Origin of the sequence: Bacillus alveayuensis (assembly GCA_030812955.1) — a bacterium.
GTDB classification, from domain to species: Bacteria; Bacillota; Bacilli; order Bacillales; family Aeribacillaceae; genus Bacillus_CB; species Bacillus_CB alveayuensis.
The window spans coordinates 651989-673966 of record JAUSTR010000001.1 but is presented as its reverse complement, the minus strand read 5'-3'; the positions used below and the strand labels follow the sequence as shown (position 1 = coordinate 673966).

Genomic DNA, 21978 nt, shown 5'->3' with positions numbered 1-21978 from the left:
AGAGGAAAATCTATTTGTCTCTTTCGCCATCATTTCCTCAAGTTGTAAATTTATAATTTCCTTTAATTTCCTAAACAATAAAAAAAAGCGAGTGAACTTGCTCGCTTTTTATGACGCTTTACATCCACATCCCCCACCTGATCCGCATCCTCCTCCACAGCTTGACACTGTATCAAAAAATGGATTTCCGGTGGGGACTTTAATATGTTCTGAAACTGCTCGGCCAATCAATACACTGATTTCATCTAATAAAGTCTGCAGACTACGTTCAGCTTTTTTAAATGCCGCAATATGATCATTCAAATCTAATTCCCTTTTTACTTCCCGCATTTCTTTTGAAATTTGTTGATAGTCAGGATGATATTTACCAAATCTCATAACATCCTCATATCGCTCTTTTGTTTTCATAAACTTTTGAATGATCGCTTGAGCCTTTTCATCCTGTTTTAATTGATAAAATGAATGTCTATATTGATCAGCTACCTCTGACTTTAAGATCATTTGAGAAAGTTCTTCCGCTTTATCTAATATACGAACACTTTCCGTCGTTAAGAACAACATGCGAGAGCACACCTCCCTTAATCATTGTATCATGGGCTTCCTTTCATTCACAACTTTCATCACTCTAAAATAGTTACTGTCCATTCCTTCAACATTTGTTTACGAGAAGAATCGTGAAAGACAAGTTCTAATTTCATAACATGTTTTCCTTTCGGTAAGTCTTTTATCATAAATGCAGCTGTATGAATTTTTTTGATTTCTTTTCCATCAATCGTTAATAATAAATAGCCATCCCCTCTCTTTTGACGCCTATTGAAAGTAAAATTAGGTAAAAAACATTCGACATAAACACGATTACCTTTCACTTGATGACGCACCATCATGTTCTCATTAATCGGTTTAGAAACGGCTTTAACTTTCTGTTCCATTATTTTTAAATTGTTGAGTGGAATGATCACTGTTTTTTCTAATCCTTCTGGCTTTGGTTTATCATTCATACAAGCAGACAGGAAAATAAATAAGAAAATAAATAATAAACTCAACCTTTTCATACTAATCCCTCCTATAGGGATAGTTTTCACATTCGAAGCCAAAAAATGTGTGGCATTAAGAAAATAAAAAAACTTGGTTACACACCAAGTGTAAAGACCAAGTTTATGATTATTCACCCTGTTTAGCTGTTAATCCCATCATCCCTAACATCATAGAAATCAGTTGTAAAGACTGGGATAACTCCGATACTTTATGAGGAATCGTTTTTCTGTAACGATTCATCATCTCGATTTGCATATGTTCTAATTTTTCGGGATGACGAGCTAATGTTCGATACCAAATGGGTTGTTCTCGCAAAAACCTTTTTAATTCTGGATTCATTTGTATCATCTCATATATTTCCCTTCTCATAGGCTACATTAATCCTTTCGAAATAAAAACGGGTTTTCACGTTGAATCTTTCGAGTTTGCGGATGTTTTGGACTAAATTTTTGGATAAGTTCTTGAATGGAGGAAATCGCATCATTCATTTTATATAAATTTTCATTCACTTGATCAACATCCATTTTTTGGAATGTTGTTAATAATGAAGTCCATAATGATGACTTCCCATTACTTGATGAACGTTTGGATTCTTTTTCATCTTTATATTTGTCCCATATAGGATCCTGACTCCCTAATAAACGCCAATCTTCAAAAATATCTTTCCATTTTTTTTCACCTTTCCGTACTTCTTCAATAAGCTTCGGATGAAGTCGAATAAATTCTTTAAATTCTTCAATCATGGCTTGCTTATCACTTTTCGGCATTGACTACACCTCCAATAATTTCATTTCCTATTTCTAATATATTGAATGATTTAATAAGGCGTGATGATGAAATAGTTTCTTGTAAGAAAAAGGAATTTACGGCAGGTGTGTTTGAGTGGCTCTAAAACTTGAAAAAGGTACACTTAACCATAAAAATGGAACAAGCCAAATTACGATGCTTGTTCCCAAAGCTTCACAAAATTTTGTGTATAATATTTTTGATAAACTCCAACACCTAAATGCGTAAAATCTTTTTCTAATAATGTTTTCCGGTGTCCCTCACTATTTAACCATCCTTCAACTACAGCAATTCCATCTACATACTCTGCTGCAATGTTTTCGCCAGCTAGTTCAAAAGGAATATTTTCGAATTTTAGACGGTTTACCAGCGTTCCTTCTGATGGAGAATCATGCGAAAAATAGTGATGATCTTTCATATCTTTACTATGATTGTAAGCAACGATTGCTGTTCCTTTGTGCCAAGCGAGCGTATTTAAACCGTGTCTTTTTCGAATAATATTTGTAAGATCAAAAATTTGTTTTTCTTGTCCTTCATCAATTTGTCTTTGTAATTCTCGTGAGATAGGCTTAGCAGTGATCAACTGTCCTCTATACACCATTTCATATGGTTGTTGTTTAATTAATGTTTCTTTGTCTAGTATTCGTACACTTGATAAGCGCCCGGTAAAACGATCTACATAAAGCTGTAGATATACACCATTTAATTTTATTAGTGGACGTGTATTAATATCTTCTTCTGAAAGCTCAAAACGATAATAATTCCCTTGATGCTCGACCGAAACATTTGTGTCTGGTGTAACCGTTGCAAATAATTCCTGTATAGGTTGGCCAATTTTTAAGGGTGAAATATCCACTTCCTCTCCGATCAAGTAAGCTGTTACAACTTTATTTTTGTAAATTCCTATTTGCATATATTGATCAAAATTTTCATTATAAACCCACCATTCATAATCATACGATGACGGTTCTTTCCGATTCGGATTTCCAAACATTTTTTCAATTTCCTCACTTGTTTTTCCAATGATCGATGTCATCTCCATTTTCACTTCTTTTTCCTCTGTGACTTTTTCATCTTCCACTTTTCTGTCTTCTTTTTGATCCCCTACTTCTATATGAATGAAATAAAATAATAAAAATAATAGCAATACGACCGCCATTTTCATGAATGTTTTCAGTTGTCTTCCCCTCAACTTTCTTTTCTTTCTATACGAATATGTCCAATAAGGAGATTTATGAACAACTTTATAGTAGTACAGAAAAATAATTCCTTCAAATGATATGATAACATTGATGGTATAAGATTAAAAATAGACGTCGTATGTAGACAAAGTCTATATAAAGGAATTTTTCAGACTGAATGAAAACTCATGTCTCGAGGCACGAGCCCGATGAGAAGCGGAGCTACCAAATAAGGTAATGAGCATTCGAAGAGGGGGAAGTAACTAAGAATGCGAGCGTTTGCGGGCAGTCTGAGACGTCGTATTGACGTCTAATCTCTATGTTGTTCAATTATTTCTTTTAGGCTCTTTTCTAAAAGATTGTTGCTTTACCATAGCTTTTCGACTGTCCAGGCAAGCGACACGCTTGCTATGTCACGCGTATAGTGTGACGTGAACCGAACAAAAGGGATGTTCGGACAAATGTAATTTGTCCGACGACGTGCTTTGTTCGGTTCATGGACAGTCGAAAAGCAACATAGTTTACGAAAACAGCCTTCTTTTAAAATATTACATGAAATTCAATCGAACTATTCTTGGCTGGATAAGTCTACTAGTGATACCATTCCGACTATTTGCCCATTTTCGACTACAGGAAGGTGGTAAATTTCGTATTGGGACATTAATTGAGCAGCTTTGTCTACACGATCTTGTGGAGTTACTGTCACAAGATGATCACTCATGACATCTGTAATTTTTGTAGATCCTGGATGTTTTTCAGCCATACAACGAACGACAAGATCTCTATCCGTCACAACACCGACTAGCTTGTTATTTTGAACGATCGGAATGACGTCAACATGTAAATCTTTCATTTTGACAGCTGCTTCATAAACATTATCAAGTGGTGTACAATAATCGATATTTGTTGTCATCATATCACGTACTTGCAGCATCATGTACTCCTTCCTTTTTCAAAAATAAATGTAGGTAACCGTTATTATGTCCAATCTTTATAAATCATTGCAAAAAATGTTAATAATTTTTAAAAACATCTTGATAATTATCTTAAGACAATTGCAAGTTTCCATTATTCATACTATTATTAAACAGTAGAGATTACCGCTTACATCATTACTAAAAGGTAACAATAAGCATATAGAGCTTTTAGGAGGGAATACATATGAAATTTGAAAACATTGGTATTGAAGGTTTAACAGCAGAATTGTCGCAGTTAGATGACATTTTAGAAGATTTAGGGTTTGTCCGTGCAGCTCAATGGGATTATGAGCGAGTAACATATGACCGCAAATTCGAGCATAAGGGAGACGTTTTTTATTTACGAATCCAAGGATATGCCATTGAAGGAGATGTTGGCGGTCGTTACGCTTTAATTAAGTTAATCACACCTTTATTAGGGAAACATTATTATCCTCATGGTGTTGAATATGGTGAAGATGAACATTTTCCATCTATGATTGTCGAAACAAGTGAAAAATTACTAAAACAAGCTAAAGAAGAGATTGAAAAAATAAAACAGTGACTTTGAAAGCAAAAGCCACCGCTGCTTTTGCTTTTTATCATTTTGATTGAACAAGTATTTCTCCATAGACATCATAAAACTCTTTGTTTTTCGACCTTCACATACTATAATTTAATTGAATATGTATTGCAGAAAGGGGCCTTGGCTTGACAGCTTTTTTTCGGAAAAGAACAATGATTATTACTTTTTATTTATTATTGCTGCTATTTATAGGGTATTTCATTTTACCCATTTCAGTACCACTTGTCATTGCCTTTATAACAGCATTACTGTTAGATCCAATTGTACACTTATTGCAAAATAAAGGAAAAATTAAACGACATTTTTCTGTCTTGATTGTTTTCTTACTATTTTTGCTCTTAATTACTTTCAGCACATTATTTTTGACGACAAAGGTTATTGCTGAAGTGATTCAAATAGCAGAAAATTTACCAAATTATATTAATGATATTACAAATTTATGGCTTAATATTGAAAAATCTTTATATAATTCAGCCCGTGATCTGCCACCTGAGTTTGTATTTGAAGTGAGCAATCAAGTAGAGCAATTTTTACAGGATACAAAAAACTATTTAATTAGTGCAGTCAATATTGAAAACATTAAAGTTTTATTTACAAACATCCCGAATTATTTAGTAAACTTGCTCGTTTATTTAATCGCTCTTTTTTTATTTTTACTTGATTTGCCGCGATTAAAACTTCGATTTTATTCCCATTTAACGGAGAGCACAGCGGAAAAAGTAAATTTTATGTTTTCTCGACTCTCATATGTTGTCATGGGTTTTGTTAAGGCACAATTTTTAGTTAGTATCGTCATATTTGTTGCTTCATTAATTGGGTTGTTGTTAATTGTCCCTGAAGTAGCATTATTCATGTCATTGCTCATATGGGTGATTGATGTCATTCCAATATTAGGATCCATTATTATTATGGGGCCTTGGACGCTTTTTTATCTACTATCTGGGGATATGGCGATGGCGACAAAACTTGGCATTTTAACAGCCGTATTATTAATTATTCGTCGTACACTTGAGCCAAAAGTAATGGGAAGTCAAATTGGTCTATCCCCACTTTCAACTTTAATTTCGATGTATTTAGGTTTGAAGCTTTTTGGTGTGCTTGGGTTCTTTATCGGTCCTCTTATCTTAATTGTCTACAACTCTGCCCGCGAAGCAGGCATCATTAAATTAAATATAAAAATTTAACAAAAAAATGGCTGAATTGATGTTAAACAATTCAGCCATTTTTTGTATGTGAATTATACATTCATTCAATTATTTTAACGGTTCAGGAGAATAGCTTGTCTCCATGTGATCTTTTGCTCGTTCTTTTCGCGCCCATTCAAAAAAAACATACGCTAAAAAGCTCCCGTAAACTATTTCTTGAATGATTTTCATAATAATTCCGCCAAGCTGTTGATCTTCCATTACTTGCATTTTCGAAAACATTTCAGGTCCTGTTAAATTTAAGCCTGATAGCATATCAGACGGTACGCATAAACTTAATGCTTGTACCCATGCTTGAGGGTTTGAATACGTTTCAAATAATGGAGAAGAAGCAAAAATAATTAATCCACAAGCTGGAGTAATTAAAACACTATTTCCTAAAATATAGGCAATCTTTTTTAATCCGTTAATTTGTTTCCAATTTGGTACATTGTTTAACAAAGGCCAATACATGAAAAATGCTGCAATGAAAATCGTCGTTGTTACGATTGCATGATAAATAGGATTTGTTTTAACAACATCAAAAATTATCGGAACATGGTAAATAGAAAAAAATGTATTAAATAATAGCAACGATAATATCGGCTTCGTAAAAAATGCCATCATTGGCTTTACGATTGGTAATTCAAGAAACGCTTGCCATAGCCATGCTGGTATTCCAAAAATCAATAACGGTGGAACGATTAAAAATAAAATGGCCATGGATGCCATATGGCCCGTAAACGTTATATGACCATATAAATCAAGTGGACTTCCTTTACTAATGTATAGGGCAGCCATCGCTAAAAGAAAATAAACTTTCTGCTTTGTCGGTACATTTTCCGTTTTTGAAAAATGCTTACGTCCTGAACCTATTAAATAAAAATAAACGATCGTTAACAGAACAAGGAATAGGAAAAAATATGGACTCCACATGGCTCGAAATCCAAATATATTTAAACTCATTTCTTTCATCTCCTTTAATTGCCCAGCCATTGTTCATTATGTCCTTTTCACGCTAATATTATACAATGAAAGAAAGCAAATGGCCAATGAACGTTCTATGACAGATTGTTCTTGCAAATCTAAAAAATAAAAAACAATCGGCATTATGCCGATTGTTTTTTACCACCAAACGATTGTTGACATCGCTAATACGGTAAGAAATGCTACAAAAATACCTGAATACATAAAAAACTGTGGTGCTTCGTGTCCCTTATGACTCATGTGCATGAAATAGTATAGCTGAAAAATAACTTGAATACATGCAAGCAAGACAATGAATGGTACTTTAAACCATTCTCCGATTCCTTCATAACCTACCGCTATGAAGGCTACAATGGTTAGGAAAATCATCAGTGCAAAAGAAATGACTTGGTATCTCATTTCTTCTTTATTCTTTTTACGACGATATTCAATATCTACTTTTGGGTTTCCTGAATTTTGACTATTTACCATCAGTTCATCCCACCATTCCCATTAAGTATACCACTGTGAAAATAAACACCCAGACGACATCAATAAAGTGCCAATAAAGGCTTGCAACGTAGAATTTAGGTGCATTATATAAATTCAACCCACGCTTTGCATTACGGACCATCAAAGTAATAATCCATAATAAACCAAATGCAACGTGTCCACCGTGTGTACCGACTAGTGTATAGAATGCAGAACCTAAAGCACTTGAAGAAATGGTAAATTCATATTCATGAACATAATGATTAAATTCGTAAATTTCAAGGGCAAGGAAGGCAGCACCTAAAAGTACTGTAATTCCTAGCCAGAGCTGCATTTTCCCAAATTGAAAGTTTTTCATATGGTACATCGCATACACACTTGTTAAACTGCTCGTTAATAAAAGCATTGTTGCTACGAATACAAGTGGCAGCTCAAAAAGCTCCTGAGTTGAAGCTCCTCCAGCAGTTGAATTTCTTAACGCCAAAAAGGTTGCAAAGAGAGTCGCAAAAAGAACCGTCTCTCCTCCTAAGAATAACCAAAACCCAACAAATTTATTTTTCCCTTCGAGGGTGGCTTTTTCAGGCTGAGCAGGAAATGTCTCAGCCGTTAATTTTTCTTCCACGTGCATTATGCCTTAGCCCCCTTTTCATCCTCTTTTAGCAAATCCTCTTTATGAATATGAAATCCATAGTCATCGATAATAGAACGTAAGAACATAGATCCGAACGTAATCACTAACCCAATGAGAGCTACTGCTAAGCCCCATGAGTAGTCTGTTCGATACATTAATCCTAACGCACCTACGAATAATCCAACTGATATGATAAACGGAAGTATAGATCCGTTCGGCATATGAATGTCTCCAATTGGTTCTGCAGGAGTCATTCCATTCCTACCATCCATTTTTTCCACCCATAATGGATCTAAACCACGTACAAGTGGAGTTTGTTTAAAGTTGTACTCAGGTGGTGGAGAAGCGATTGCCCATTCTAATGTACGCCCATCTTCCCATGGGTCCGCACCAACACGTACATTAGTGCGTTTTGCATTTAATGCAGAAACGATCACGTTAATAACTAATACAATAACCGCTACTGCCATGAAAATTGCACCGATTGAACTTACAAAGTTTCCAGTATCCCATCCTTGGTTCGGTAAATACGTGAACACTCGACGTGGCATTCCCCATAATCCTAAGAAATGCTGAATAAAGAATGTTAAATGGAAACCGATAAAAAATAATACGAATGTTACTTTACCTAATTTTTCACTTAACATATGTCCAAACATTTTTGGATACCAATAGTGAGTAGCAGCTAATAATGCAAATACAATTCCACCTACAATAACATAGTGGAAGTGAGCGACAACAAAGTATGTGTCATGGTATTGATAGTCAGCTGCACCTGCTGCAAGCATAACACCAGTCACTCCACCAAGAACAAATGATGGTATAAAAGCAATCGCATAAAGCATCGGTACTGTAAAGCGAATGCTGCCGCCCCAAGCTGTTAATAACCAGTTAAATACTTTAATTCCAGTCGGTACACCAATTGTCATTGTCGCAACAGAGAAGATCGCGTTCGCTACTGGACCTAAACCAGTTGTAAACATATGGTGTGCCCATACCATAAATCCTAAGAATCCAATTAATACGGTCGCAAACACCATAGATGTGTAACCGAATAAACGTTTACGAGAGAATACTGGAATAATTTCAGAAAAAATACCGAATGCAGGTAATACGAGAATATATACTTCTGGGTGTCCAAAAATCCAGAATATATGCTCATAAATAATTGTATTACCACCTAATTCAGGGACGAAAAATCCAGTTCCAAACAAGCGGTCAAACATTAAGAATGCTAAACCAACTGTTAACGGTGGAAACGCAAATAAAATAAGTGCTGATGCAACAAATGTCGTCCAAGTAAATAGTGGCATACGCATAAATGTCATGCCTGGTGCACGCATATTAATAATTGTAACAAGGAAGTTAATTCCAGAAATTAATGTTCCTATTCCAGAAATCTGTAAACCTAATAGATAAAAATCTACACCATGGCCTGGTGAATTCAATGCCAGTGAAGGATATGAAGTCCACCCAGCATCAGGAGCTCCACCTAAAAACCACCCTAAATTAAAGAATAATGCACCAAAGAAAAATAACCAAAAACCAAGTGAGTTTAAAAACGGAAACGCTACATCGCGAGCCCCAATTTGAAGTGGTACAACTGCGTTCATAAATGCAAACAATAACGGTGTTGCAGCAAAGAAAATCATTGTTGTACCATGAGTTGTTAATAATTCGTTAAAAGTCTGTGCGCCTACGACAGTATTTTCTGGGTACATAAGCTGCCAACGCATTAATAATGCTTCAATCCCACCTACGATTAAATATAAAGTACCAGTGAGTAGGTAAAGGATAGCAATTTTTTTATGGTCTACTGTTGTTAAGTAGTCCCATAAGGTTGCACCGAACCCTTTTTTCTGAGCTAACGTACTCACTTCGCTACCTCCTTTTAGCAGTATGATTATTCTTTCTCAACAGAAAGGCTTTGTAAATATTCAGTAAGAGCATCTAATTCTTCATCCGTTAAATCTGGATAAGTATCAGTCATTTTGTTAGCTGGCTTAATAGATTCTGGGTCTTTTAACCATTTTTTAATATTTTCTTCATTCATTTCTAAAATACCAGCTACACGATCACGATCAGCAAAGTTTGCTAAGTTAGGCGCTGTTCTAGCTTCCTTTGGTCTGTTATCAGTTGGTGATACAGCATGGCAGCCGATACACCCTTTATCTTGGAATAATTGTTCCCCTTGTTTAGCAGAAGCTGTTTGAGCCACTTTTGTAGCATCAAAGTTTTGCATTTTTTCAATCCATTGATCGAACTCTGCACGAGACACTGCTTTCACTTTAAAATCCATTAAAGCGTGAGACGGTCCGCAAAGCTCAGCACATTTTCCATAAAAGATATTTCCAGCTTCTTCAGCTCGTTCAGAATCAATTTTTAACCAAAATTTATTTTCATTATCCGTATTTGTATCCATTTTTCCGCCAACAGCAGGAATCCAGAAAGAGTGTTTAACATCAGAAGAAATTAAGTTAAAATAAACTTTCTCGTCTGTTGGCAAAACTAAATCTTGACCAGTAATAACACCATATCCTGGATATTCAAATTCCCACCAATAAAGGTTTGCACGAACATTGACTACTAACGGATCTTTCCCGGCATTTTCAGCATCTGCTAATGCTTTTTCCATCGGATCTACATCAGCTAATTTAAATGTAGTAACAACTGTTGGAACCGCCAAAATAATGAGAAGTAATATCGGGATAACTGTCCAAATAATTTCCAATTTGTGACTACCTTCTACTTGCATCGGTATTTTGTCGCCAACTTTAGACCGACGAAACTTTAAAACAACAAGAATAAAAATAATGGAAACGACTGCGACAACGATAACCATTATTAACGTACTCAAAATCATTAGAGAGTACTGCTCATCAGCCACTTCACCAGCTGGTGTTAATGTGGAGATAAATCGTTCACCACAGCCTGATAAAACTAGCGTCAGAAGAGCGAAAAGTGATAATAGACGCCATTTTGTCAGCCACTTTTTCATAGCTAAATCATACCCCTCTTTCTACCTTAATATCCACATAGTTGTGATGAAGATAATGATGAATTCCTTCTATATTGAAATTCTTTAGAAAGAATTACAACCAGAATTATTGAATCGTGAAAACTACCATAGCTACAAATAAGATGGTCAAATAATTTAAGGAATAAACGAACATCCACTTCGCCCATTTCAAATCATCTTTTGCCTTTAATCCGGATAAGGATAGTATTAACCATCCAATATTTAAGATTGTTGCAAGAATGATAAATCCAAAACCTAGACTATATAAATAAAATGGCAATGGCAATAAACATGCTACCCAAACCATCATTTGGCGCTTTGTCATCCCAAAGCCATGGATGACAGGGAGCATTGGGATGCCTGCATTCCGATACTCCTCGCTTCGCTTCATCGCTAATGCAAGAAAATGCGGAGGCTGCCATATGAACATGATTAAAAATAACACCCATGCAATAATCGTTAAGTCGGTAATAGCAGTCCATCCAATTAGTGGAGGAACCGCTCCAGAAATACTACCGACAACAGTATTTATTGTATAATGGCGCTTTGTCCACATTGTATAAAGGACAATGTAGGTAAAGACACCAATTAATCCGATAATTGCAGATGTGATAGATGTCATTGCGAGAAATATGGTACCGATTAAAATAAAACTGAATCCAAGTGCCAGCACTTGAACGGGTGTCATTCTGCCAGTCACGGTTGGCCGTGATTTTGTTCTTTCCATAATTTGATCGATATCACGATCATAAAAATTATTGATGGCGCAAGATCCAGCAATAATAAATCCAGTCCCTAATAGAGCAAAAATGACACGATCTATATTGAGAAGTAAGCTATTTCCGCTAAAATATAAAGCTAACCATATTCCAGTAAAGGTTGTGATTAAATTGGAGTTGACAATTCCAATTTTAACCAGAGCTAAAAAATCCTTCAACAACGAAGTAGAAACGACTACTTCTTGTGGCTGCTCATTTTGAATTGCCATTTCCCCCCTCGTATTCGACATTTATTTACCTCCTCTATCGTTCACGTTGGTACCAATTTCTTTGAAGGCGATTTCACTTTACAAACATCTTACATTATTATCATAAATAAATCGAGCTTTCAAATAAATATTCAATTAGTATTTAACCATATTTCACCGTTTTTTTGTGTACAAAACATGAATAAAGTTTGTCGAAATTGTGAAGCGGTTAAAATAAAAAAAATATAGCGTTATAATTAATAAGAATGTGTGATTGGCAAATGAGGAAACTATCCCTTTACTATTTCTAGCAAACTCCCAATGAAGATTCAAGCTTTTTACAAAACTTTTTTCATTTGTCATGTAGCCATGATCCTATTCATTGTAACCATGAATCTAACATGATAAACGTAAAAAAATGATAAGAAAGGTGAATGAACTTGCAGCGACTATTAAAAATTCTGTCTGTTGTGACAACATTTGTCATGTTATTTGTCCTTATTGGAGGTGCCCTCGTCACAAAAACTGGATCCAGTTTAGGCTGTGGAAGGTCTTGGCCTTTATGTAACGGGCAGCTTATTCCTAATCCAATCACTTTAGAAACATTCATTGAATTTTCGCATCGACTTGTAAGTGGTGCAGCTGGTTTTCTCGTCCTCTTTCTTTCTATTTTAGCTTGGAAAGTGATTGGTCATATCCGTGAGACGAAACTGCTCGTAATTTTGTCTATGGTGTTTCTTATTTTGCAAGCTTTAATTGGAGCAGCAGCTGTTGTTTGGGGACAATCAGATGCTGTGTTAGCTCTTCATTTCGGGATTTCTCTCATTTCTTTTGCATCTGTCTTTTTATTAACATTGCTTATTTTTGAAGTAGATCAAAAATATAATGCAACTAAGTTATCTATTGGGAAAACGATGCGTTTTCATATTTTCGGAATTATTATATATAGCTATTTGGTTGTTTATACCGGTGCTTATGTGCGCCATACAGGATCAAGTTTAGCTTGTCCAAATATACCTTTTTGTAGCGACCGAAGTATTTTTCCTTTAACATTTCATGAATGGGTGCAAATGGGACATCGGCTCGCAGCATTCAGCATCTTGATTTGGATCGGGATTGCTACGATTCATGCCATTAAACATTATAAAAATCAACGAGTTATTTACTGGAGCTGGATCGTTGCTTTTATCCTCATCCTTCTTCAAGCTATTTCCGGTATGCTCATTGTTTATACAAATTTAAATTTAATTATTGCTCTTTCCCATGCTCTGTTTATTTCCCTTTTATTTGGGGTTTTAAGCTATTTAGTTTTACTTGTAAGCCGCTCGCAAACATGATGAAAACGGTGCAGCTGCCTTAGCTTGCACCGTTTCATTATTATAGGCAATTCATGTATTTATTTTTTCTTTAAAGCTGTTTTCGTACCGATTGTTTATGACAGTCGAAAAGCTGTTGAAAGGCAACAATCTTTTAACATAGAACCTTCTTTAAAAACAGCATCTTTTTTAAGTAATCAATGGGCGTACAGGCAACGCTTTTCCTACCTCTTTCAAAATCAGTTCATCCGTTTCTTTATCAACAAAAATAGTAATCGTCCCTTTGTCATCTTTCGTACGAATTAATCGACCTACACCTTGTTTTAAGCGCAAAATCATATATGGAAGGTCCACTTCATAAAACGGATCTTGAACTGAATTTCGCTTTGCTTCAAAAACCGGGTCATCCGGCGGAAAAGGTAATGACCAAATGATCACATTTGATAAAGAAGGTCCAGGAATATCCAATCCTTCCCATAAATGTACAGCTGATAATACACTTGTTTCATCCCTTTGAAAGGTTGCAATTAATTGACTGATTTCTTGGTCACCCTCAAAAAGCATTTGAAACGGCATCTTCATCGTCATTTCTTTCCATTTCTTTAAGTCCTCTTCTGTTCGGAATAAAATCAGTGTCCTTCCAGCAAATTGACGAAGTAATGAATGAGTTCGATTTATTCTATCCGCTTCATCCATTTTTTCAATTGTAATTTTCATCTGTTCTTCATATTGAAATGGTGATGACACAGTGAAAGATAAATAGTCTTTCATTCCTAAACTCGTTGCTAAATAAGTAAACGATTGGTTTTGGTCTGATAACGTGGCTGAAGAAAAAATATACGGGAGCTTTTTTGAAAATATATGTTCAGCTAATATTTCCTCTACTTTTTTTGGCATAATCACGAACGAAATATCCTCTTCTCCTTCAAGCCAATCGATTGCGTAGTTGTTCTTTAAAAATAATTGTAAGGCGTACTCCATCTGATCTAAATATTCCTCTACAATCGACAATTCATATTGATCAATCGTGTATAATTCACTTTCAAAAACGAGAGCTTCCCCAATTTCTGATATATGTTTATATAATTGATTAGCTAATGATATCACTTCTTTCGTACGATGAATCTTACGGCGACTTGAACCTTTTACAGCTTCTGAATGTTCATGTAAAATATCAAAAAATTCATCATGAACAGCTAATGTGTCTTCAATTAGTAAAGCAAATTCTTCGCGAATATCATTCGCTAATAAACGTTCTAAAAAAAACTGCAGCGTTCCTCTTTTAACCCGGTATGTCAACGCTTTTTGGGCAGCAAACTCGAGAAGATGGCCTTCATCAAATACGACACAGCTATGTTCAGGTAAAAGCGGAAGCTGTCCTTCTCGTTTTCTCGCATCCATTGTCCAAACGTGCTCCATATAAAAATCATGAGAACAAATGATTAAATCTAATGCTTTGCGATAGTGTTCACGAGTTAACATTAAGCCGCATCGATGTCTTTTAGGACAAGAAAAACAATCTTTAAACGGATCCCAATTAATCTCTTTCCATTCCTCATTCGTTAAATGCGGAAACTGTTTGCGATCACCATAAGGATAAAATGATTGCATCCCTTTCGTTTCATGCACAAAATTTGGCAATGCTTCGTATACTTCATAAAATGGATCGTATCCCGTTTCTAAAGCTTTGTCCAATTTTTCTAAACAAAGATATTGCGAATTCGATTTAGCAAGACGAACATCAATCGATAAATTTAATGCGGCTTCAAGTTTTTGAATATCTCCCTCCTTTTTAACGAGCTGCTCTATGAGCGCTTCATCCGCACAAGCAATAACTGCTGGCTTCCCAGTATATCTTGCATAGCAAATCGCATACAATAAATAAACAATCGTTTTTCCAGTCCCTACTCCAGCTTCAGCAAACATTACTTTTTTTTCTTTAAAAGCTCGTTCTAATTGAAAGGCCATAAAAATTTGTTCATCGCGGAGCTCAAACCCTTTTTCTGGCAAAATATCATATAAAACATCACCAACCCATCGGTTTAAGGCTACATAAAAATTTTCATTTTTTGATATAGAAAATGGTAAACGTGCATGCCCCATCACAGTACCTCCAGTTACATCTCTTCATCCTTTTCATAAAAAAGCAAGGCTGTTTTCGTAAACTTTGTCGCTTGCCTGGACAGTCGAAAAGCTATCGTTGTAAAGCAACAACCTTTTAGAAAAGAGCCAAAAGCAAAAAATGTGGCTTTCCCTTTGGAAAGCCGTATATCATATAACTAAATATTATTCATTTTTGAGCGGTGTCTCAAGTATAAAAGTGTTTATTAATTGTTGTTCAGCTTCTCGAATGCTGCGTAAAACCTCTTCATGCGTATCATGTTGAAGAAGGTATATATATGATTTTTTTAAAGCCTGCAATAATAGTTGGTATTCTTCATTAGTCAGCATATTTTTCACTCCATTCCCTAAAAATCGGAATGGTGTTATTATATGCCAATTCGTTTTACTTTATATCGGTTATCTTTTTTGGTGGTTTAGGTCCCCAAAATTGATAATAATCCGTCCGTATAAAACCATTAAATAGTTTTCGCTTTTTCGTCGCTTTTTTTCCATAATATTTTTCGAATTGCTGGTGAGAAGTTAAAATATAGATGGACCATGTATCTAATAGCGAAAACGCTTCCCCCATATCTACATACATTTTTTCTACTGCTTTTCTCTTTCCAAGTCTTTCTCCATAAGGGGGATTGCTGACAATGACACCATATTGCTTATGAGAGCGAAAATCTTTTACTTGCATTTGTTTAAATTGAATCAGATCTCCAAATCCAGCTTCAAGTGCATTGTCTTTTGCGATTTGAATCATGCGATGGTCAATATCCGTTCCAAGTATATCAAGGGGTTGATCATAATTTGCTAAATCTTCCGCTTCCTCTCTTGCTCGTTCCCAAATCTTCTCATCCATCCATTCCCACGTTTCCGAAACAAACTCTCGGTTAAATCCTGGTGCTATGTTTTGACCAATTAATGCCGCTTCGATAGGAATGGTGCCAGAACCACAAAACGGGTCAACAAAAGGACGGTCAGGTGTCCAATTCGTTAGCATCACCAACGCAGCAGCCATCGTTTCTTTAAGAGGTGCTTCTCCCTGATCTATTCGGAACCCCCTTTTATGCAACCCACTCCCACTCGTGTCAATGGTTAAGGTTGCGACATCTTTATGTAATGAAATTTCTATTCGATAAAGAGCTCCTGTCTCCTCTAACCAATCCCTCGCTTTCTTGTATTGTTGTTTTAGCTTTTCAACGATTGCTTTTTTTACAATTTTTTGGCAGTCAGGAACACTGGCAAGCTTTGATTTTACTGATTTCCCGATAACAGGAAACTGCCCATTTTCAGGTATATATCTTGCCCAATCAATCGCTTTCGTCTGTTCAAATAATTCTTCAAACGTTGTTGCTTGGAATTCAGCCACTTTGATTTTTACCCGATCTGCCGTACGTAACCAAAGGTTCGTTCGACAAATGGCTTCTTCATCTGCTTGAAATGTAATTTTTCCATTGTCTACTTCACATTCATACCCTAATGCTCGAACTTCTTTTGCGACGATCGACTCAATCCCCATTGCTGATGTAGCAATTAACGTAATCGGTCTCGACATATTTTCACCCTATCTTTTATCCTTCTAATAAACAAATGGAAGAACAATCCATGTCCTTTTCACCATGAAAAAACTCTCCTTTTATTAGGAGAGTCAACTTGTATAAACATATGCAGTTTCCGTCCAATAACGTTCTGTAAGCCATGTTTTGTACCGTTGTACTGCAAACGGAATTGCACCTCGTACTTCGGTGGTAATCATCTATCTACAGAAGCCAAAACTTCTGTCCTTCTCCTCGTTCATTTCCTCAGAGAAGGTGCCCCTACCATCATTTGGGTTTCTCGCTCGTGGGGTTTACCGCGTTCCACTCTTGTGATTTCTCACAAGACTACGTCACTGTGGCACTTTCAGGATACTTATGCCATATCCTTAAGGACTTAGGCATGTTCTCCGCCGTCAGCTGATAAACAGCTGCCCTAGCTTATGGTTTCGCTAGGCACGATCACTACGGGCATCTCAGCACCGTGCGAGCATGGACTTTCCTCTACAAGCCTCAAGCTTGCAGCGATTACCCGAACGTTATTGAATCTGCATTATGTAGTATAATCAAAACAAACATCTCTTTCAAGTGTCATTTTCTGTCATTATTCATACAATTTGCTGCCAAAAACATGTTTTTCTAAATTTGATAATCGTTTTAATATATCAAAATTCGTTGTATTCACTTGAGTTTGATTTTGTTTTTTATAAGCATCTTCTAGTTGTTTCTTTAAACGTAAATTTTCTTTTTGCAGCTCTTCGATTTCTTGATGAAATGTTTCATAGTCTTTAATAATCATATCTAAAAACTTGTCAACTTCTTCCTGATTATATCCACGCAAAGATGTTTTAAACTCTTTTTCTAATATTTCTTTTGCTGTCAGTTTTAATTTATCTGAAATCACATTATTTCACCTCATTACCATGAGAAATATCTAAATATTATTTTTTCAAACTTCTTGATTAATGTCAATTTATTCTTAAAGAAGAGTCAGCTGTTCCGTTTTCTTTTCTCAACCTTAAAAAGAGGGGCTGTTTGAAATCAGCTCCCCCTGTCCAATCCTTTTAACGATACATTGGGCCTGGGCCCATGCAATTGTAATGTTGATGGTAAGTTTGTTGAGCTACAGATTGAGTTTGTGGATAATAATGTAAATGTTTATACAAATGATGATTGACGTTTGTCGTATGCGTTGGATGAATATGAGGAACAATAGTTGTTGAATATGTGTGGTTCACACAACATTTTGTTGGATGTACAATTGGTGCCATCATATTCGGTCTACAATGCAAGGTAAAAACTCCTTTCCTTCAATTTCTGCCTTACACTAATAGGCTATGAAGAAAAGGGTGTACATGTACTAATATATTTACCTAATTTTAAAGAAAGGCATATAGTGATTGTTTAAAGTTCGTAAAAATGAAAACCGTAATAAGCAATACAATAAAAAATAAGTAAAATATTCCTTTGTACATTCTCCATCCTACTCCTATTGATCATTTTTTCACACAAACTTTATTTTATAATGTCTGTCGTTTTTTGTCATTCTAATTTTTCGTTTTTCATAACATCGCTTATTATCCAAAATTTAGATATTATTTTTCTCTAGAAAATGAACAAATCTCAACAGTAAAGCTTACTGTTGAGACTGATTCTTTAATTTTTGAAGTAGACGCTGTTTCCTTTTTGATAATTCCTTTACATATTTTTCTTTCTTCTTACTGTCTTGTAGACGATCGTTTGTTAAAAGATGCAAGGCATCATTCGTTTGTTTTAATGCAAATGGCAAATTTTTTTTAATATGCTCATAATACTTCGCTAATTCAATATGAGCATCCAATTTTAATAAATCATTCGGCCCACGTATGATCTCTTCCCATAATAAAACCGCTTTTTTCAGATCTCCTTGTTGTTTGAGCAAAAAAGAAAGCTCATATTTTGCCTTCCATTCATGTTTAGAACCATTTATTGAAATGTTCGAGAACAGCTTAAAAGCTGCTTTTTCATTACCTGTTGCTTTCAACCATTTGGCAATTTCAAATGACTCTTTTGGATATTCAGAAGCATTTAATATTAGCTTGGAAAGATGGATATATAACGTAATTAATGAGAGAACATCTTTTTCATTATGCTCAAATATTCCACGGACGACATCAGGATGTGGATTTTGCAAAAAATGAAAATAAACAATCGGTGCTAAATAACCAGGAATGTCCCGTTCTCTATTGATTTCAAGCATTTCTTTTTCCACTACAGCTAATTTGACCGCATCAAGCTCCTCTTTCCATAAACGTCTAGACGCATGATATAAATCAAAGTGTCCGAATGCCGGTAGCTTCGGTACCTGGTTGCGAATAAACATATGCCTTGTCTTTACTTGAGGCCAATCAAAAGCTTTTCCATTATATGTTACTAATGTTTGAATATTGACTTCGCTTAAAAAGCTTTGGTATAAAGCTACTTCGTGTCCAGGAGCCGGTAAGAAATGCTGTTTTATAACGACTTTTTCATCTAAAATACGTGCATGTCCTAACAAAAAGATCACATTTCCTGCTCCACCTTTTAATCCTGTCGTTTCCGTATCAAAAAAGAAAAGTTCAAACGGCTGATGCCCCTTAGACGATAATGGGTGCTCAAGCTGTTGTTCATTCCATGCTTGAACAACATTTATTAATTCACCGAGCCGATAACGCCCATGTTGAAAAGTTAGCGGATATTCAACCTCTCGTACGATACAATATTGTCCATCAAAATAAAATGGGCTTGCTTGAAAGGATTTCCATTCCTCTATATAAGGAACCGCACTTTCTTCGCTTTTTACCTGTTGACTGACGTTGTTCAATTCCTGCTCTTCTTTCGAATGAACGAGATGTCTTTTCAAACGCTTCAATTTGTTCGCTATTGACATGAAACCGCCTCACTTAATTGCTTTAATACTTGTATTGTTTTCTCTTTTATGAAAGGAGCTTGAATGTCCGTTCCAATACAAGATGGGCAGCCTTCTTGGCATCGGCAGCTGTTTACAAACGAAACGGTTTCATTGAATATTTGATGCATATGTTCAAAAACCTTTTTCGATAACCCTACACCACCAGGGTAACGGTCATATAAAAAGATCGTTGGTTTTTCATTGTGTATTGCTTTCATTTGTGGGACGACGTGTAAATCGCTAGGATCACACATGACATGAATTGAGGCAACATACCGAAGAGCATAAGAGATGCCAAATAGTATGTTCTCTAGATCCTTCTGATTTGTCTTACTCGAAAATTTTTCCGTTAAACTTACCCAACAGGCTGTTGTATGCAGTTCTTCTTCTGGCAAATGAATTGGACCAGAACCGATATTTTCATGTGTGTCAAATTTTATTTTTTTAAAGATCGTTGCTTTTGCTAAAACCATAACATCTCCATAACCGACTTCAATCGTTTCAAAATAAGCTTCTTGATCCATTTCTAGCACTTTTAATTCAACGGCTAAATTCGCATCTGTAAAATAATTTACTTTTACTTCCCTAACATATGCCTTTTTTTCTTCCCAATCAAGCTTTTCAACTTGATATTGGACTCCTTGATGTAAATAGATCGCTTCTTCATGTAGTAATGTCAAAGCACTAAAGCGATCCATTTCGCCAATTACCTTAACAGATTGAGCAACTGTTTGATCAATAATCACAACATTTTCTTGTGAAGCTGAGCGCAAGGATATGTTGTGGGCTGGAAACGAATCGTTCATCCAATGCCATTTTTGTTGATGATAATAAAGGACTTGCTCCTCTGTCAGGAAATCTAATATTTCTTTCACTTGAACGCCGTCAAATGTTTCTCCATCCTGAAATGGAAGCTCGAATGCAGCGCATTTTACATGATCTACTAACACAATTAAATTATCAGGATTTATCATCGCCGTTTCTGGATTTTGTTTAAACAAATATTCTGGATGCTGCATGATATACTGATCTAATGGACTTGAGCTAGCAACGATGATAATGGCCGCTTCTCCTTTTCTCCTTCCAGCCCTTCCTGCCTGCTGCCAAGCACTCGCAATCGTACCGGGATATCCAGTCATGATACAAACTTCTAATTGACCGATATCGACGCCAAGCTCAAGGGCATTTGTACTAACAACGCCTTTTATTTTTCCTTCCCGCAAACCTTTTTCAATTTCTCTACGTTGTTTTGGCAAATAACCGCCGCGATATCCTTGAATGGTTTTTGTTCCTAATTGTTTTTTCAGAAGTTCTTGCAAATACGTTAAGATGATTTCAACACGTACACGGCTTTTGGCAAACACGATCGTTTGAATATCATGCAGCAAAAATTCCTTGGCAATTTCCTTTACTTCAAGGGTGGCGCTTTTTCGAATGTTTAAAGGTTTATTAACAACTGGGGGGTTATAAAAAATAAAATGCTTCCGACTACTAGGTGCCCCGTTATCTTGAACTAGATGCATAGATGTCCCTGTTAATTTTTCCGCTAATTCCTTTGGATTAGATATCGTTGCCGAAGTGCATATGAATTGCGGTTCACTGCCGTAAAAGCGACAAATTCTTTTTAGACGTCGTATGACATTGGCAACATGACTTCCGAAAACCCCCCTATATATATGCAATTCATCCAAAACAACATACTTTAAATGTTCAAATAATGAGACCCATTTCGTATGATGAGGTAAAATCGCGGAGTGAAGCATATCTGGATTTGTGATCACAATATGTCCTGCTTTTCTCACTTTTTGACGTACAACTGCTGAAGTGTCGCCATCATATGTATAGGAATGGATTGGAAGCTCTCCCATTTCCGCAATAAGCTCATTTAACTCCGCTTTTTGATCTTGTGCTAATGCTTTTGTAGGAAATATATATAATGCACGTGCATTCGGTTCTTCTAATATTTTTTGCAGCACTGGCAAATTATAGCATAGCGTTTTCCCCGAAGCTGTTGGTGTTACAGCTACAAAGCTGCCCCCTTGATAAGCAAGATCAAAAGCGGTTTTTTGATGTGTATATAGTTCATGAATTCCTCTATTTTGTAGAGCAGCCTTTAATTTCGGATGAAGCGTTTCAGAGAACGGGACCGTTTTCGCTTCTTTTTCAGGTATCGTATACCAATGAACGATTTGATTTTGAAAGCGTTCATCCTCTTTAAGAATTTCGATGACTTCGCTAATCGTTTTTCGTTTAAACATGGAAGATCCTCCTCATAACTTCTTCTTC

Annotated in this window: 22 protein-coding genes and 1 other RNA gene; 3 read left to right on the top strand and 20 right to left on the bottom strand. The window is 35.8% G+C overall.

Features of this window, described 5'->3' with window-relative positions; all coding sequences use genetic code 11:
- Window positions 1-108: 108 nt before the first annotated feature.
- The 6 genes from J2S06_RS03410 to J2S06_RS03385 all read right to left on the bottom strand — a co-directional run bounded on the left by J2S06_RS03410 (window position 109) and on the right by J2S06_RS03385 (window position 3936).
- Window positions 109-558, bottom strand: coding sequence for a YlbF/YmcA family competence regulator (locus tag J2S06_RS03410; RefSeq protein WP_419151453.1), 450 nt, complete (start codon window positions 556-558; stop codon window positions 109-111).
- A gap of 62 nt (window positions 559-620) precedes the next feature.
- The gene (locus J2S06_RS03405; protein ID WP_419151285.1) at window positions 621-1052 is read right to left on the bottom strand and encodes a hypothetical protein; all 432 of its coding nucleotides are present in this window, start codon (window positions 1050-1052) and stop codon (window positions 621-623) included.
- A 109-nt stretch (window positions 1053-1161) separates the two neighbouring features.
- On the bottom strand, window positions 1162-1374 hold the full coding sequence (locus J2S06_RS03400) for a YlbE-like family protein (RefSeq protein WP_407638521.1): 213 nt from the start codon (window positions 1372-1374) through the stop codon (window positions 1162-1164).
- Window positions 1375-1412: 38 nt separating this feature from the next.
- A complete protein-coding gene (ylbD, locus tag J2S06_RS03395; RefSeq protein ID WP_044896144.1) occupies window positions 1413-1802 on the bottom strand; it encodes a spore coat protein YlbD in 390 nt (129 codons plus the stop codon).
- Between the two features lie 170 nt (window positions 1803-1972).
- Window positions 1973-2998, bottom strand: coding sequence for a CAP domain-containing protein (locus J2S06_RS03390; RefSeq protein ID WP_419151452.1), 1026 nt, complete (start codon window positions 2996-2998; stop codon window positions 1973-1975).
- Window positions 2999-3570: 572 nt separating this feature from the next.
- Complete coding sequence (locus J2S06_RS03385; protein ID WP_419151284.1) at window positions 3571-3936, bottom strand: CBS domain-containing protein; 366 nt, start codon at window positions 3934-3936, stop codon at window positions 3571-3573.
- Window positions 3937-4163: 227 nt separating this feature from the next.
- On the opposite strand from J2S06_RS03385, the gene J2S06_RS03380 reads away from it, so the two are divergent.
- Together J2S06_RS03380 and ytvI are read left to right on the top strand one after the other, a co-directional pair.
- Window positions 4164-4523 (top strand): YugN family protein, encoded by a 360-nt coding sequence (locus J2S06_RS03380; RefSeq protein WP_419151283.1) that lies wholly within the window; start codon window positions 4164-4166, stop codon window positions 4521-4523.
- Between the two features lie 146 nt (window positions 4524-4669).
- Window positions 4670-5728 (top strand): sporulation integral membrane protein YtvI, encoded by a 1059-nt coding sequence (ytvI, locus tag J2S06_RS03375; RefSeq protein WP_419151282.1) that lies wholly within the window; start codon window positions 4670-4672, stop codon window positions 5726-5728.
- A 69-nt stretch (window positions 5729-5797) separates the two neighbouring features.
- Here the strand turns inward: ytvI and ctaG are convergent, their stop codons facing one another.
- The 6 genes from ctaG to cyoE form a co-directional block, all read right to left on the bottom strand.
- A complete protein-coding gene (gene ctaG / locus J2S06_RS03370) occupies window positions 5798-6694 on the bottom strand; it encodes a cytochrome c oxidase assembly factor CtaG (RefSeq protein WP_044896168.1) in 897 nt (298 codons plus the stop codon).
- A 159-nt stretch (window positions 6695-6853) separates the two neighbouring features.
- Window positions 6854-7186, bottom strand: a complete 333-nt coding sequence (gene ctaF, locus J2S06_RS03365) for a cytochrome c oxidase subunit IVB (protein WP_044896147.1) — start codon at window positions 7184-7186, stop codon at window positions 6854-6856.
- 4 nt (window positions 7187-7190) lie between these two features.
- A complete protein-coding gene (gene ctaE / locus J2S06_RS03360) occupies window positions 7191-7814 on the bottom strand; it encodes a cytochrome c oxidase subunit III (RefSeq protein WP_044896148.1) in 624 nt (207 codons plus the stop codon).
- Window positions 7814-9694, bottom strand: a complete 1881-nt coding sequence (ctaD, locus tag J2S06_RS03355) for a cytochrome c oxidase subunit I (RefSeq protein ID WP_419151281.1) — start codon at window positions 9692-9694, stop codon at window positions 7814-7816. The genes ctaE and ctaD overlap by 1 nt, the downstream gene beginning before the upstream one ends.
- A gap of 26 nt (window positions 9695-9720) precedes the next feature.
- Window positions 9721-10815: a cytochrome c oxidase subunit II gene (coxB, locus tag J2S06_RS03350; protein WP_419151280.1), complete on the bottom strand. Its 1095-nt coding sequence runs from the start codon at window positions 10813-10815 to the stop codon at window positions 9721-9723.
- 106 nt (window positions 10816-10921) lie between these two features.
- On the bottom strand, window positions 10922-11824 hold the full coding sequence (gene cyoE / locus J2S06_RS03345; RefSeq protein WP_419151451.1) for a heme o synthase: 903 nt from the start codon (window positions 11822-11824) through the stop codon (window positions 10922-10924).
- A gap of 419 nt (window positions 11825-12243) precedes the next feature.
- Between cyoE and J2S06_RS03340 the strand changes: the two genes are divergently transcribed.
- Entirely contained in the window at window positions 12244-13140 is an 897-nt protein-coding gene (locus J2S06_RS03340) for a COX15/CtaA family protein (RefSeq protein WP_419151279.1), read from the top strand.
- A gap of 168 nt (window positions 13141-13308) precedes the next feature.
- Here the strand turns inward: J2S06_RS03340 and J2S06_RS03335 are convergent, their stop codons facing one another.
- The 8 genes from J2S06_RS03335 to J2S06_RS03300 form a co-directional block, all read right to left on the bottom strand.
- Entirely contained in the window at window positions 13309-15222 is a 1914-nt protein-coding gene (locus tag J2S06_RS03335) for an ATP-dependent DNA helicase (RefSeq protein WP_419151278.1), read from the bottom strand.
- 183 nt (window positions 15223-15405) lie between these two features.
- On the bottom strand, window positions 15406-15570 hold the full coding sequence (locus tag J2S06_RS03330; protein WP_419151277.1) for a hypothetical protein: 165 nt from the start codon (window positions 15568-15570) through the stop codon (window positions 15406-15408).
- A gap of 55 nt (window positions 15571-15625) precedes the next feature.
- Window positions 15626-16783 (bottom strand): THUMP domain-containing class I SAM-dependent RNA methyltransferase, encoded by a 1158-nt coding sequence (locus J2S06_RS03325; protein WP_419151276.1) that lies wholly within the window; start codon window positions 16781-16783, stop codon window positions 15626-15628.
- A 132-nt stretch (window positions 16784-16915) separates the two neighbouring features.
- Window positions 16916-17303: RNase P RNA component class B (gene rnpB, locus J2S06_RS03320), an RNA gene on the bottom strand.
- 64 nt (window positions 17304-17367) lie between these two features.
- Window positions 17368-17667 carry a cell division regulator GpsB gene (gene gpsB / locus J2S06_RS03315; protein ID WP_044896154.1) on the bottom strand — a complete coding sequence of 100 codons (300 nt, stop codon included), beginning with the start codon at window positions 17665-17667 and terminating at the stop codon, window positions 17368-17370.
- A gap of 160 nt (window positions 17668-17827) precedes the next feature.
- On the bottom strand, window positions 17828-18055 hold the full coding sequence (locus J2S06_RS03310; RefSeq protein WP_083979395.1) for a CotD family spore coat protein: 228 nt from the start codon (window positions 18053-18055) through the stop codon (window positions 17828-17830).
- A gap of 344 nt (window positions 18056-18399) precedes the next feature.
- Window positions 18400-19671, bottom strand: coding sequence for a ribonuclease H-like domain-containing protein (locus J2S06_RS03305; RefSeq protein WP_044896155.1), 1272 nt, complete (start codon window positions 19669-19671; stop codon window positions 18400-18402).
- Complete coding sequence (locus tag J2S06_RS03300) at window positions 19662-21950, bottom strand: DEAD/DEAH box helicase (protein WP_419151275.1); 2289 nt, start codon at window positions 21948-21950, stop codon at window positions 19662-19664. Before J2S06_RS03300 ends, J2S06_RS03305 begins: the two co-directional genes overlap by 10 nt.
- Between the last annotated feature and the right edge of the window lie 28 nt (window positions 21951-21978).

Excerpts from the sequence above, each read along its gene's own strand:
- J2S06_RS03405 (WP_419151285.1), bottom strand. The coding sequence starts at position 1,052 with ATGAAAAGGTTGAGTTTATTATTTATTTTCTTATTTATTTTCCTGTCT.
- J2S06_RS03400 (WP_407638521.1), bottom strand. The coding sequence starts at position 1,374 with ATGAATCCAGAATTAAAAAGGTTTTTGCGAGAACAACCCATTTGGTAT.
- ylbD (WP_044896144.1), bottom strand. The coding sequence starts at position 1,802 with ATGCCGAAAAGTGATAAGCAAGCCATGATTGAAGAATTTAAAGAATTT.
- J2S06_RS03385 (WP_419151284.1), bottom strand. The coding sequence starts at position 3,936 with ATGCTGCAAGTACGTGATATGATGACAACAAATATCGATTATTGTACA.
- J2S06_RS03380 (WP_419151283.1), top strand. The coding sequence starts at position 4,164 with ATGAAATTTGAAAACATTGGTATTGAAGGTTTAACAGCAGAATTGTCG.
- ctaG (WP_044896168.1), bottom strand. The coding sequence starts at position 6,694 with ATGAGTTTAAATATATTTGGATTTCGAGCCATGTGGAGTCCATATTTT.
- ctaF (WP_044896147.1), bottom strand. The coding sequence starts at position 7,186 with ATGGTAAATAGTCAAAATTCAGGAAACCCAAAAGTAGATATTGAATAT.
- ctaE (WP_044896148.1), bottom strand. The coding sequence starts at position 7,814 with ATGCACGTGGAAGAAAAATTAACGGCTGAGACATTTCCTGCTCAGCCT.
- coxB (WP_419151280.1), bottom strand. The coding sequence starts at position 10,815 with ATGAAAAAGTGGCTGACAAAATGGCGTCTATTATCACTTTTCGCTCTT.
- cyoE (WP_419151451.1), bottom strand. The coding sequence starts at position 11,824 with ATGGCAATTCAAAATGAGCAGCCACAAGAAGTAGTCGTTTCTACTTCG.
- J2S06_RS03335 (WP_419151278.1), bottom strand. The coding sequence starts at position 15,222 with ATGGGGCATGCACGTTTACCATTTTCTATATCAAAAAATGAAAATTTT.
- J2S06_RS03330 (WP_419151277.1), bottom strand. The coding sequence starts at position 15,570 with ATGCTGACTAATGAAGAATACCAACTATTATTGCAGGCTTTAAAAAAA.
- J2S06_RS03325 (WP_419151276.1), bottom strand. The coding sequence starts at position 16,783 with ATGTCGAGACCGATTACGTTAATTGCTACATCAGCAATGGGGATTGAG.
- J2S06_RS03305 (WP_044896155.1), bottom strand. The coding sequence starts at position 19,671 with ATGTCAATAGCGAACAAATTGAAGCGTTTGAAAAGACATCTCGTTCAT.
- J2S06_RS03300 (WP_419151275.1), bottom strand. The coding sequence starts at position 21,950 with ATGTTTAAACGAAAAACGATTAGCGAAGTCATCGAAATTCTTAAAGAG.